Source organism: Mycobacterium sp. (assembly GCF_049673265.1).
Lineage (GTDB): Bacteria > Actinomycetota > Actinomycetes > Mycobacteriales > Mycobacteriaceae > Mycobacterium.
On record NZ_JBATXN010000500.1, the window covers coordinates 1 to 12,835 of the forward strand.

Annotated in this window: 12 protein-coding genes; 7 read left to right on the forward strand and 5 right to left on the reverse strand. The window is 64.8% G+C overall.

Annotated elements, in window-relative coordinates:
- Positions 1 to 1,199: RNA-guided endonuclease InsQ/TnpB family protein (locus tag WBF82_RS17245; RefSeq protein ID WP_424384181.1), on the forward strand; the 1,199-nt coding region annotated here is incomplete at its 5' end.
- Between the two features lie 91 nt (positions 1,200 to 1,290).
- Here WBF82_RS17245 and WBF82_RS17250 read toward each other — a convergent pair.
- Positions 1,291 to 1,992 carry an IclR family transcriptional regulator gene (locus WBF82_RS17250; protein ID WP_424384182.1) on the reverse strand — a complete coding sequence of 234 codons (702 nt, stop codon included), beginning with the start codon at positions 1,990 to 1,992 and terminating at the stop codon, positions 1,291 to 1,293.
- Positions 1,993 to 2,041: 49 nt separating this feature from the next.
- Between WBF82_RS17250 and leuC the strand changes: the two genes are divergently transcribed.
- From leuC to WBF82_RS17265, 3 genes are all read left to right on the forward strand, one after another.
- Positions 2,042 to 3,478: a 3-isopropylmalate dehydratase large subunit gene (gene leuC / locus WBF82_RS17255; protein WP_424384183.1), complete on the forward strand. Its 1,437-nt coding sequence runs from the start codon at positions 2,042 to 2,044 to the stop codon at positions 3,476 to 3,478.
- 17 nt (positions 3,479 to 3,495) lie between these two features.
- Entirely contained in the window at positions 3,496 to 4,092 is a 597-nt protein-coding gene (gene leuD, locus WBF82_RS17260; protein WP_424384184.1) for a 3-isopropylmalate dehydratase small subunit, read from the forward strand.
- A 200-nt stretch (positions 4,093 to 4,292) separates the two neighbouring features.
- Positions 4,293 to 4,919 carry an HU family DNA-binding protein gene (locus WBF82_RS17265; RefSeq protein ID WP_424384185.1) on the forward strand — a complete coding sequence of 209 codons (627 nt, stop codon included), beginning with the start codon at positions 4,293 to 4,295 and terminating at the stop codon, positions 4,917 to 4,919.
- A gap of 71 nt (positions 4,920 to 4,990) precedes the next feature.
- On the opposite strand, the gene WBF82_RS17270 is transcribed toward WBF82_RS17265, so the two are convergent.
- The 3 genes from WBF82_RS17270 to cofC form a co-directional block, all read right to left on the reverse strand.
- Entirely contained in the window at positions 4,991 to 5,893 is a 903-nt protein-coding gene (locus WBF82_RS17270; protein WP_424384186.1) for an NUDIX hydrolase, read from the reverse strand.
- A 95-nt stretch (positions 5,894 to 5,988) separates the two neighbouring features.
- Positions 5,989 to 8,190, reverse strand: a complete 2,202-nt coding sequence (locus WBF82_RS17275) for an RNA degradosome polyphosphate kinase (RefSeq protein WP_424384192.1) — start codon at positions 8,188 to 8,190, stop codon at positions 5,989 to 5,991.
- A gap of 93 nt (positions 8,191 to 8,283) precedes the next feature.
- Positions 8,284 to 8,937, reverse strand: a complete 654-nt coding sequence (gene cofC, locus WBF82_RS17280) for a 2-phospho-L-lactate guanylyltransferase (protein ID WP_424384187.1) — start codon at positions 8,935 to 8,937, stop codon at positions 8,284 to 8,286.
- 92 nt (positions 8,938 to 9,029) lie between these two features.
- On the opposite strand from cofC, the gene WBF82_RS17285 reads away from it, so the two are divergent.
- Together WBF82_RS17285 and WBF82_RS17290 are read left to right on the forward strand one after the other, a co-directional pair.
- Positions 9,030 to 10,031 carry an NAD(P)H-dependent glycerol-3-phosphate dehydrogenase gene (locus tag WBF82_RS17285; RefSeq protein ID WP_424384188.1) on the forward strand — a complete coding sequence of 334 codons (1,002 nt, stop codon included), beginning with the start codon at positions 9,030 to 9,032 and terminating at the stop codon, positions 10,029 to 10,031.
- A gap of 46 nt (positions 10,032 to 10,077) precedes the next feature.
- On the forward strand, positions 10,078 to 11,187 hold the full coding sequence (locus WBF82_RS17290) for a D-alanine--D-alanine ligase family protein (protein WP_424384189.1): 1,110 nt from the start codon (positions 10,078 to 10,080) through the stop codon (positions 11,185 to 11,187).
- 132 nt (positions 11,188 to 11,319) lie between these two features.
- On the opposite strand, the gene WBF82_RS17295 is transcribed toward WBF82_RS17290, so the two are convergent.
- The gene (locus WBF82_RS17295; RefSeq protein ID WP_424384190.1) at positions 11,320 to 11,847 is read right to left on the reverse strand and encodes a DUF3515 domain-containing protein; all 528 of its coding nucleotides are present in this window, start codon (positions 11,845 to 11,847) and stop codon (positions 11,320 to 11,322) included.
- A gap of 76 nt (positions 11,848 to 11,923) precedes the next feature.
- Here WBF82_RS17295 and WBF82_RS17300 point away from each other — a divergent pair.
- The coding region (locus tag WBF82_RS17300) for a thiamine-phosphate kinase (RefSeq protein WP_424384191.1) at positions 11,924 to 12,835 on the forward strand (912 nt) is incomplete at its 3' end.

Here is a 12,835-nt window from a genome sequence, read left to right on the forward strand (position 1 = left end):
GGTTTGTTGTGAGGCGGGCGTATGTGTTTCGGTTGCGGCCCACTGCCCGCCAGCATGTGGCGTTGGCGACCTGTGTGGACGCCCATCGCGAGCTTTACAACGCGGCGTTGCGGGAACGCAGGGACGCCTGGTCGCACGCCAGCAAGACTCGGATCAGCTATGGAGACCAGTCGGCGCAGCTGACTGAGATACGCGCGGCGCGCCCGGATCAAGCGGTGTGGTCGTTTTCCAGTCAGCAAGCGACATTGCGGCGATTGAACAAGACATTCGCCGGGTTTTTCCGGCGCGTCAAGACAGCCAAAGCCGGTGTGAGGTCGGGGTATCCACGGTTTAAAGGTGCTGGCCGGTTCGACAGCGTGGAGTGGACTAAAAACGGCGACGGTGCTCGCTGGCTGCCCGAACAGCGCCGGGTGTATCTGCAAGGCATCGGCGAGATCAAGGTTGAACTGCACCGCGAGGTGGCAGGCCGGGTGAAAACGATCCAGATCAAACGACAAGGGCGGCGCTGGATGCTGGTGCTGTCCTGCGATGACGTGCCCACCGATCCGCTGCCCGCAACAGGTCGTCAGGCCGGCATCGACGTCGGCGTCGTCAGCTTTGCCACCACCAGCGACGGAGACCACGTGGACAATCCGCGCTGGGCGCACACCGCGGCGAATCGGCTGACCGCGGCCCAGCGGCGCCTCCAACGGGCCCGCCGCGGTGGCAAGAACCGTGCAGCCAAACGCGAAACCGTTGCGGCGCGGCATCGCAAGATCGCCAACCAACGTAAGGACTTTCATCACAAACAAGCCCGCGAACTCGTCGCCCGATACGACATGATCGTCGTGGAGGACTTGAAGATCGCAAACATGCTGCGCCGGGCCAAACCCGTCCCGGATCCCGACAATCCCGGCATGTTCCTGCCCAACGGAGCCCGGGCCAAATCTGGGCTCAACCGATCGATCAGTGACGCTGGCTGGGGCCAGTTCGTCTCGATACTGCACGCCAAAGCGGAAGAAGCTGGGCGCGCTTGCATTGAGGTCGACCCCCGGCACACCTCCGACCGGTGTGAGCGCTGCGGGCACACAGCGCGCGACAACCGCGTCACGCAAGCGGCATTCGCCTGCCAACGCTGTGGTCACAGCACCCCGGCAGACGAACACGCCGCACGTAACATCCTGCGGGCTGGACTGGCCCATCATGCCAACGCGGCATGAAAAGAAGCGGGCGGCCTCAGCCGTCAGAGAAGTCACCGCGACAGTGTGTCAGGTCTCATTCCGGGATGGATGGGCGGGCAATCAAGCTGCCTCAGAGCCGGCGGGTAAGCACATCGGCCGCCGCCAGCAGATCAGCCGCCCAACGGGCCCCGGGACGTCGGCCGATGCGGTCGATCGGACCCGACACCGAGATCGCGGCGATTACCGCACCGCTGCTATCACGTACCGGCGCCGACACACTCGCTACTCCCGGCTCGCGCTCGCCTGCGCTCTGCGCCCAACCGCGCCGCCGGACTTCGGCCAGCGCGCGGTCGCTGAATTTTGCGGCCGGCAGTACTGCCTGCCGCGTGGCGTCATCGCCGTACGCCAGTAACACCTTGGCGCCGGATCCGGCCGTCATCGGCAAGCGCATTCCGACCGGTACGGTATCGCGAAGGCCCGCAGGTGGTTCCACGGCGGCGATGCAAATCCGCGAGGTCCCCTCGCGGCGGTACAGCTGCACACTTTCGCCGGTGACCTCGCCCAGCCGCGGCAGCACCGTCGCGCTTGCCGCCAACAGCGGGTCGTTGACCTGAGCGGCCAGCTCGCTAACGGCGGGGCCGAGGCGCCAACGCCCATTGCCGTCGCGTGCCAGCAGGCGATGGACCTCCAAGCCGGCGGCTAATCGGTGTGCGGTGGCTCTGGGTAGACCGGTGCGTTCGCACAATTCTGCCAACCCGCACGGTGATTCCGCGATTGTGTGCAGCACCACTACGGCTTTGTCGAGGACGCCGATGCCGCTATCCTGTCTCACAGAGAGATACTAACGTCTCGCATAGTGAGATCAAGAATTGGATGACCTGGTGACAAAAACTTCAGCTGACACTGCTGCCGGGCGCCCACGTACGCTGGCGCAGAAGGTTTGGGACGACCATGTGGTGGCTTCGGGTGGGGGCACCGAGCCCGACCTGATCTACATCGATCTGCACCTGATCCACGAAGTCACCAGTCCGCAGGCATTCGACGGTCTGCGTCTGGCCGGGCGTCCGGTGCATCGGCCCGACCTGACGTTGGCCACCGAAGACCACAACGTGCCGACCATCGACATCGACAAGCCGATCGCCGATCCCGTTTCTCGCAATCAGGTCGAGACGCTACGACGCAATTGCGCCGAATTCGGGATCCGGCTATACCCGATGGGCGATATCGATCAGGGCATCGTGCATGTCGTCGGCCCGCAGCTGGGTCTGACGCAGCCGGGAATGACTATCGTGTGCGGTGACAGCCACACCTCCACGCACGGCGCATTCGGCGCATTGGCAATGGGAATCGGCACTTCCGAGGTCGAACATGTGTTGGCCACTCAGACACTTCCGCTGCGCCCCTTCAAGACGATGGCTGTCAACGTCGACGGTGAATTGCCGGCGGGTGTGACGGCCAAGGACATCATTCTTGCGGTGATCGCCAAGATCGGCACCGGCGGTGGCCAAGGCCATGTCATCGAATATCGCGGCAGTGCCATCGAATCGCTGTCGATGGAAGCCCGGATGACGATCTGCAATATGAGCATCGAGGCCGGCGCCCGAGCGGGGATGGTTGCACCCGATGCGACCACATACGAATTCTTGCGCGGACGCCCGCATTCCCCGACCGGCGCACAGTGGGATGCGGCGCTGGCCCATTGGGATCAGCTCGCTACCGACGAAGGCGCGGAGTTTGACACCGAGGTTTATTTGGATGCCGCGTCGGTGACTCCGTTTGTCACCTGGGGAACAAATCCGGGGCAGGGCGTGCCGCTGGGGGCGACGGTGCCTGACCCCGAACTGATGACCGACGACAACGAGCGCCAGTCCGCCGAGAAAGCGCTGGCGTACATGGACCTTCGGCCCGGGATCCCGATGCGTGATATCGCGGTGGATGCGGTGTTTGTCGGATCGTGTACCAACGGCCGCATCGAGGATTTACGCGTGGTAGCCGAAGTGTTGCGAGGCCGCAAAGTCGCTGACGGAGTGCGGATGCTGGTCGTGCCGGGTTCGATGCGGGTTCGCGCACAGGCCGAAAACGAAGGGCTGGGCGAGATCTTCACAGCCGCCGGCGCCGAGTGGCGTCAGGCCGGCTGCTCGATGTGCCTTGGGATGAATCCCGACCAGCTGTCGCCGGGGGAGCGGTGCGCGGCAACGTCGAACCGCAATTTCGAAGGACGCCAGGGCAAGGGAGGCCGCACACACTTGGTGTCGCCCGCTGTTGCCGCCGCCACCGCGGTACGCGGGAAGCTCTCCGCCCCCGCCGACTTGAACTGAGAAGAGGGAGAACCGCAATGGAGGCTTTTCACACTCACACCGGTATCGGAGTGGCGCTGCGGCGTTCCAATGTCGACACCGATCAGATCATTCCGGCGGTCTATTTGAAGCGGGTGACCCGAACGGGTTTCGAAGATGGATTGTTCGCGGCGTGGCGCAACGACCCTTCTTTTGTGCTCAATCTCAGTCCGTTTGACAGAGGTTCAGTACTGGTCGCCGGTCCCGATTTCGGCACCGGGTCCTCGCGCGAGCACGCGGTGTGGGCGCTTATGGACTACGGATTCCGAGTAGTCATCTCGTCGCGGTTCGGTGACATTTTTCGGGGCAATGCGGGCAAGGCGGGGCTGCTGGCCGCCGAAGTTGCCCAAGATGATGTCGAACTGCTCTGGAAGCTGATCGAGAGCAGTCCCGGGTTGGAAATCACTGTCAATCTTCAAGATCGGAATGTGGCCGCGGGAACGGTGGTGGTGCCGTTCAAGATTGACGATTACACCGCCTGGCGTCTGACGGAAGGCCTCGACGATATAGCCCTTACGCTGCGAAAACGGGACCAGATCGAAGTTTTCGAGTCAACTCGGCCGGCCTGGAAACCGCAGACGCTGCCAACTTCCTGACGGTTCGATTGGCCCCGAATTTCGGGCGCTACAGCGGTGTATTTCACGCGTTCGCCACCGACCAAGCGCGGCAACCGGATTCCTAAAAAGTTCGCCAGAACCGATTGAAATTGCGCGTGGCTCTTGGAAATCAGGCGCCTGAGGGTTTACCGTGTCCTCTAGTCGGTCCAACGTGGACCGCGAGCAGCGGAGGATTTTGCATGAACAAGGCAGAGCTCATTGATGTGCTCACAGATAAATTGGGCTCAGATCGACGGTCGGCAACCGCCGCCGTGGAGAATGTCGTCGACACTATTGTGCGGGCGGTGCACAAGGGTGACAGCGTGACCATTACCGGCTTCGGTGTCTTCGAACAGCGTCGTCGCGCGGCACGTGTAGCCCGTAACCCCCGCACCGGTGAGACGGTAAAGGTAAAGCCAACATCTGTGCCTGCGTTCCGGCCGGGCGCACAATTCAAAGCGGTTGTCTCTGGCGCGCAGCGCCTCCCAGCGGAAGGACCAGCAGTGAAGCGAGGTGTCGTGGCCGGCGGTGCCAAGAAGACCGCCAAGAAGTCGCCGGCGAAGAAGGCCGCCAAGAAGACCGTGAAGAAGGTTGCCAAGAAGGCTCCGGCCCGTAAGGCCGCTGCGAGGAAGGCACCGGCCCGTAAGGCCGCGACCAAGCGGGCGCCCGCCAAGAAAGCCGCGAAGAAGGCTGCCAAGAAGTCGCCGGCAAAGCGGGTCACCAAAAAAGCCGTGAGAAAGGCTCCCGCTCGTAAGGCTCCGGCCAAGAAGAGCGCTGCCAAGCGGTCTCCGGCCAAGAAGGCCACGGCCCGTCGCGGCCGTCGGTAAGCACTAACCGCTGAGCACAAAGATTCGCCGCGGGGCCGGCTCGATCGAGACGCCCGCGGCGAATCTTCGTGTCAGGTCACCACGTTGGTGGCCAGCGCACTACCGATGTGATCGGCGGCAACCAGACGACCGTCCGCCAGCGACAGCACCCACGTGCTTCCCTTGCGGTTGCGGGACTTGTCCGGCCGGATCCCGTCGCGTTCACACCACCAAGCGATCAGGTCTGGAATCACCTTGCCCTGCGTGCAGATCACCGGCGTGCGGTGTGACTCCGCAATCTGCAGAACTCGCCGTCGACCGCGTTTAGCATTCTCGGCATACGCTTCCTCGGTCAGCGTGGGCTCATTGCAGATCACCACACCCAGCTCCTCGGCCAGCGGCTCAACGGTTTGGTGGCATCGCACGCGATCGGCCGCGTGCACGTCGGTGGGACCAAAAGCACACAGCTGCCCGACGAGTGCCTCGGCTTGCCCACGGCCCTTCTTGTCCAGCGGTCGCATTTTGTCGTCACCGGAAAATCGAGACTTGCTGCCCGCGGTGCCGTGCCGAACCACCAATACAGTTTGGGTGTGCGCCGGCAATTTGGCGAACCGGCGCAAGACCTTTCGGTCGTGTGGGTAGGACACTTTCCCGATCGCGTCGGCGGTCGACAGCCAGATCAGATCATCGACTTCTCGGCCGGGAGCGAATTCTCCGCCCAGGCTGCGCGCCGCCCAGTAGCGAACCCGCTTGACGCCTTGGTCCACCGGGTAGCTCACGTTGTTCAGTCGGCGACCAAGTTGTGCGCGGTGACCGGTCTCCTCGAAAAGTTCTCGGACCGCGGTTACCGGTTCGGTTTCCCCGGGATCCATTTTGCCCTTGGGCAGCGACCAATCGTCGTAGCGGGGGCGATGAACGATGGCAACCTCGACCAACCCGCCGGGTCCGGGTCGCCAGAGCACCGCACCGGCGGCCCAAATGATTTTCTCGCTCACACTAAGTCATCCGACCCAGAGTCGGCACCGTAACGCTGGCAAGTCAATTCGCACCTTCGCGGCTGATGGACATCGTCGCAATGGTACAGGTGGCATCAGGAGCTCCGGTGCCGCTCCATCAGCGATACCTGGTGGTCGCGAACCGTGTGACCCGCTTGCGGTAACGCGGTCCACGCCCCTTCCGGTCCCAGTTCCCAGCAGCGCGTTGCGGGGTCCAGCGCCGACTCGAAGATGTCATTCAGCTGTGCTGTCAGTCGGGGATCTTTCACCTGAGCCAGCACTTCGACCCGCCGATCGAGGTTGCGGTGCATCATATCGGCGCTACCAATCCAGAATTCGTCGATGGCATCGAAATGGATGATCCGCGAGTGCTCCAGGAAACGTCCCAGAATGGAGCGCACGGAAATGTTTTCGGAGAAGCCCTCGACGCCGGGGCGCAGCGCACAAATTCCGCGTACTACCACCTGAACACGCACGCCGGCTTGCGACGCGCGATAGAGCGCATCGATGACCTGCTCGTCGACGAGCGCGTTCATCTTGAGCCGGATCCGCCCGCTGCCGGATTCGTGGTGAGCGGCAATTTCGCGCTCGACACGTTCGACGATGCCGGCGCGAATGCCATGCGGCGCAACCAAAAGGTTGCGGTAGTCCAGCTTGCGTGAATAGCCGGTCAGCGAGTTGAACAGGTCGGTCAGGTCGGCACCGATGTCGGGGTCGGCGGTCAACAGGCCGATGTCCTCATAGAGCCGCGCGGTCTTGCTGTTGTAGTTGCCCGTCCCGATGTGGCAGTAGCGACGGATCGCCGAGCCTTCACGACGTACCACCAGACAAGTCTTGCAATGCGTTTTCAAGCCCACGAGGCCGTATGCCACATGGACTCCCGCCTGCTCCAGTGCGCGTGCCCATGCGATGTTGGCCTGTTCGTCGAACCGCGCCTTGATCTCGACCAGTGCCACTACTTGCTTTCCGGCCGCCGCTGCTTCGATCAGCGCCCGAACGATCGGTGAGTCACCCGACGTGCGGTACAGCGTCTGTTTGATCGCCAGCACATTGGGATCGGCGGCAGCCTGCTCGATGAATCGTTGCACGCTTGTGGAGAACGAGTCGTAGGGGTGGTGTACCAACACGTCACCCTCGCGCAGTGTCGCGAAAATGCTCTTCGGCGTTTCCCGCTCGGCGAACGCCGGGTTAGTGGCAGGAACGAACGTCGGATCCTTCAGCGCCGGCCGGTCGACGTCGTAGATCTGCCATAGCGACGACAGATCAAGCAGCCCCGGCACTTGGACGACATCACCGGGATGCACGTCAAGTTCGCGCAGCAGCAGCTCCAACATGTGCTCGGTCATGTCGTCGGCCACCTCGAGGCGCACCGGCGACCCGAACCGTCGACGCGCCAATTCCCGCTCGAGGGCCTGCAACAGGTCCTCGTCGCGATCCTCTTCGACCTCGAAATCGGCGTTGCGGGTAATGCGGAACGCGTGATGCTCGACAATCTCCATACCCGGGAACAGCACCGGGAGGAAGGCCGCGATCAGCTCCTCGGTCGGCAGAAAGCGAACTTCTGCCCTTCCCTGGTCGTGTTGCCTGTCGTCGAGCTCGACGAAACGATCGACGTTGTCGGGCACCTTGACCCGGGCGAAGTGTTGACCGCCGTCCTCGGGCTGCCTGACCGTGACCGCCAAATTCAGGCTCAAGCCGCTGACGAAGGGAAATGGGTGAGCGGGATCGACCGCCAGCGGAGTCAGGACAGGAAACACCTGCTCGTTGAAATAGGTCGATAGCCGTTCGCGCTCAGCCTCGTCCACCTCGGCCCACGTGATGACGTGGATACCTTCCGCGGCCAACCCGGGCCGCACCGAGTCCAGGAAGACCTGTGCGTGCCGGCTGGCGATGTGTTGGGTCTGCTCGCCGATGCGACGCAGTTGCTCGCGCGGGGTTAGACCATCAGCGGAGCGCACGGACAGACCCATCTCGTCGCGCCGTTTCAGGCCGGCGACGCGAACCATGTAGAACTCGTCGAGGTTGGAGGCGAAGATCGCCAAGAACTTTGCCCGCTCCAGCAAGGGCAGCGAGGTGTCCGCGGCCAACGCCAGCACGCGCGCGTTAAAGTCCAGCCAGCTCAGTTCGCGGTTGAGGTAACGGTGCTCGGGAAGTTCGTCTTTGACCAACGCTGCCGTGGCAGCGGGCGGTGCGGCCGGTGCTGAGTCGTCAGGTCGCCACGCGGGCCCGTCCTGCCGGGCCTCCGCTGAGCTGGTAGCACCTGCTGCGGCGGCTTCCGTGGCTTCCCTGGCTTCGATATCGGTCACCCTTGCGATCATTCCCCATTATCGGGCGGTGCTGCTACCCACCAGTTGACGTCCATTCACCGTTGAGAAGCCGTTCACCCATCGTTACCGGCTGGCGGCAACGGCCCGGCCGGTCACCGGGCCCATCCCCAAACGGCGCGCGACTGCCAAGTCATCGGGTGTATCGATATCGCAGCGCAATCCGGGCCACGCCCCGGTGAGCTCGATCGCGCCCGAACGTCGATGTCGCGCGGAGGAATCCGGCCCAAACTGCGGGTCGAGCGGGACGCCGAAGGCGAGCAGCGCCGCGGTGCCCGTGCCGAGCCGGTCGGCGACGAAGCTGCGCTGGTGATGTCGTGCCGCAGCGATCGCCTCTGCGAGTTCCTGCGTCTGCAATGCCGGTAAATCCCCTTGCAGCACAACGATATTCGCTACCGATTGGGCCACCACCTGCTCGGCGGCGGCGATCGCATTGTTCAGCGGGTCGGGGTGACCTTCGGGCGTGGGATCGGACAGCACCTGAGCGCCGAGATCGGTTGCCGCGGCCGCAGCGGCGTCGTCGGGCGTGATGACGGTGATGTGTTGCACCGCCCCGACCCTCGCGGCGGCGGTCAGGGTGTCAACCAGCATGGCCAGCACTACCGTTTCCCGCGTCTGTGCGGAAAACACCGGCGCGAGCCTGGTCTTGGCGGCGGCTAGTCGCTTGACGGCGACGATCAAGCCGACATCGGGGCCGGTGTCGGCTTGGCTGCCGTTCATAGCGCCATCCTGCCAGTGCCTGCATTGTCGCTGGGCTACGGTGGAGCGCCTGAAGTTAGCGCATCGACGAGAGACGGAGACGAAGGCAGACGATGGCCAGCACGACAGCGGTGATGGGGGCCGGTGCATGGGGGACCGCGCTGGCCAAGATGCTGGCCGACGCGGGCGGCGAGGTCACGTTGTGGGCGCGGCGATCCGACCTCGCCGCGGAAATCAACGCCAGCCGGCACAACCCCGACTACTTACCCGGCATCAAATTGTCGGCGGGCATCCGGGCCACCGGGGATGCGGGCGAAGCGTTGAGCGGGGCGTCAACCGTGCTGCTGGCTGTGCCGGCGCAGACGATGCGGACGAATGTCGAACAGTGGAAGAGCCTGTTCGCCGATGGTGCGACCCTCGTCAGCGCCGCCAAGGGCATCGAGTTAGACACGCTGATGCGGATGAGCCAGGTCATCGCTGCGGTCACCCGCGTCGACGCGTCGCAGGTCGCGGTCATCTCCGGGCCCAACCTGGCCAGCGAGATCGCCGATGAGCAACCCGCTGCCACCGTCATTGCGTGCAGCGATTCCGGTCGCGCGGTGGCCGTACAGCGCATGCTCAACACCGGATACTTCCGGCCGTACACCAATCCCGACGTGATCGGCACTGAGATCGGCGGTGCCTGCAAGAACGTCATCGCGCTGGCCTGCGGAATGGCGGCGGGGGTTGGCCTGGGTGAAAACACCGCGGCGGCGATCATCACCCGCGGGCTGGCCGAGATCATGCGGTTCGGCATAGCGGTCGGCGCTAAAGGCACAACGTTGGCGGGTTTGGCCGGCGTCGGTGACCTGGTGGCCACCTGCACCTCGCCCCGCTCACGTAACCGTTCGTTCGGCGAATGCCTGGGGCGGGGCCAGACGATGGAGTCGGCGCTGCAGGCGCGCGGCGGCCACGTCGTCGAAGGGGTGACGTCGTGCGAGTCCGTGCTGGCATTGGCCTCGAGTTACGACGTCGAGATGCCCCTGACCGACGCGGTGCACCGGGTCTGTCACAAGGGGTTGTCAGTGGACCAGGCGGTGGCTTTGCTGTTGGGACGCAGTACCAAACCGGAATGAGCTGGTAACCAGCGCCACGGCGCCCAGGCGGTAGCCTCTCTAGGTTGTGAGTGCCCGTGACCGCATCCGCGTCGCCGTCGTGTTCGGCGGGCGCAGTAACGAGCACGCCATTTCCTGCGTCTCGGCGGGCAGCATTCTGCGCAACCTTGATCCGGAGCGGTTTGACGTGGTCGCGGTCGGCATCACCCCGGATGGCTCGTGGGTGCTGACCGACGGCGACCCGGACGCTCTGGCGATCACCAACCGTCAGCTGCCGGGGGTGAGCTCAGAATCGGGCACCGAACTGGCTCTGGCGGCAGATCCGCAGCGAGCCGGTGAGTTGGTGTCGCTGTCGCCCGGTGGGGCTGAAGTGTTGGCGTCCGTCGACGTGGTCTTTCCGGTGTTGCACGGACCCTACGGGGAGGACGGCACCATCCAGGGTCTGCTCGAACTGGCCGGCGTGCCCTACGTCGGCGCCGGGGTGTTGGCCAGCGCGGCGGGGATGGACAAAGAGTTCACCAAGAAATTGCTACTCGCCGAAGGACTTCCGATCGGCGCGCATGCGGTGCTGCGAGCATCGCAGTCGACACTGGAACCCGCGCAACGCGAAAGCCTCGGGCTGCCAGTATTTGTCAAGCCCGCGCGCGGCGGCTCGTCGATCGGCGTCAGCCGGGTCACCAGCTGGGAGGCGTTGCCCGCGGCCATTGCCCTGGCGCGCCAGCATGATCCGAAGGTGATCGTCGAGGCCGCCGTCGTCGGCCGTGAACTGGAATGCGGCGTGCTCGAATTCCCGGATGGCGCAGTGCAAGCCAGCACCGTCGGAGAGATCCGGGTGGCTGGGGTGCGCGGCCGCGAAGACTCCTTCTACGACTTCGCGACCAAATACCTCGACGACGCAGCCGAACTCGACGTTCCCGCCAAGATCGACGACGACGTGAGCGACGCGGTGCGTGAGTTGGCGATCCGCGCGTTCAAGGCAATCGATTGCCAAGGCCTGGCCCGGGTGGATTTTTTCCTCACCGACGACGGGCCAATAGTCAACGAGGTCAACACGATGCCGGGATTCACTACGATCTCGATGTATCCGCGGATGTGGGCCGCCAGCGGGGTCGAGTATTCGGCCTTGGTGGCGACCATGGTCGAAACGGCGCTCGCGCGCGGAACGGGTCTGCGCTGACGCTTGCCGCTGCCGGCTCCCCAGTGTGAAGTTGCGGCGTCGAGCGTGAATTGAGGGCGACAGAATCGCAATTTTCCCATCCAGGATTCACACTCGAATCCCAGGCTTCATACTCGATTGCCAGAGATGGTGTTAGCCGGCCGGCGTTGGGCTGATCGGGACCGCCGGCATGGTGTGGCCGATCAGTTCCGAAAGCTGCTGGATGGGCGTCGGGCCAGACCCCGGCGGCAGCGTGAGCGCTACATAGACCGGCCGGTCGACCGTGTACCAGGTAGAGCGGTCATCTTGGCGCACCTCAAACCACTGCACCTGGTCGACGACCTGGATCGGCGAACCGACCACGAAATCGGTCGGACGGTCGAGTCCGCATCGCAGCACCACCGGTTCGCTAGCGCTTGCCGCCCGCCAGCCGGCGGTGCCTGCAGGCACGGGCTGCACAATGGACGCGCGCTGATAGTCGCCGAGCCGCTGCGGCACTGCCGCCAGCAGCGTCCGGCAGGGTGGATCCTGCGCGTGCGGGGCGGGGACAGTTGCAATCGCCACCGGTTGTAGCGGCGGGTGGCGGGTAACCGCGATCGCCAACACGACGCCGATGGCGCCGACCGCCAGCACCAATGCGGCGATCAGCACCGTCCGCGACGGGCCCTCCGAGTCGGTCACTGGCTCACTTTCCGCTCTTGTTGTCGATCACGCTTACACTCCCGAAGTCAGCGGGCAAGAACCTACCGGAGGTGATGTGGGCAGCGGCGACTCCGATCCCACGCTGGGCGACGTCGGCGAATTCGGCGTGATCGAAGGGCTGATACGGGGCCGGCGCCAGCCGGGAGCGGTCGCTGTCGGACCGGGGGATGACGCGGCCGTGCTGCTGGCCGCCGACGGTCGCGTCGTGGTGTCCACCGACATGCTCGTCGAGAACCGGCACTTTCGGCTGGACTGGTCGACACCGCACGACGTCGGCCGTAAAGCCGTCGCGCAGAACGCTGCCGACATCGAGGCGATGGGCGCACGCGCCACCGCGTTCGTGGTCGGCTTCAGCGCACCGCCCGAAACGCCGACCGCACAGGTCAGCGCGCTGGCCGACGGAATGTGGGACGAGGCCGGCCGGATTGGCGCCGGCATCGTCGGCGGAGATCTGGTCAGCAGCCCGCAGTGGGTGGTGTCGATCACCGTGCTCGGCGATCTGGATGGCCGAGCGCCGGTGCTGCGGTCCGGGGCGCGACCCGGCTCGCGGATCGCCGTCGCGGGCCAGCTCGGGCACTCTGCTGCCGGATATGCACTGTGGCACAACGGTATTGATGGATTCGACGACTTGCGGCATCGCCATCTCATCCCGCAGCCGCCCTATGGGCAGGGCCGGGCAGCTGCCGACGCCGGTGCTCAGGCGATGATCGACATTTCCGACGGTCTGATCGGCGACTTGCGGCATCTGGCCCAGGCGTCCGGCGTCACCGTCGACCTGAGCACCGAGGCCCTGCGCGCCGATCGCGAAGCACTACTGGGTGCCGCCGAGGCGGTCGGCGTCGACGCGTGGACGTGGGTGCTCGGCGGGGGAGAGGACCATGCTCTGGTCGCCGCGTTCGCGGGCCCGGCCCCGGCCGGGTGGCGGGTGATCGGGCGGGTGCTCGACGGGCCGGCTCGGGTGCTCGTC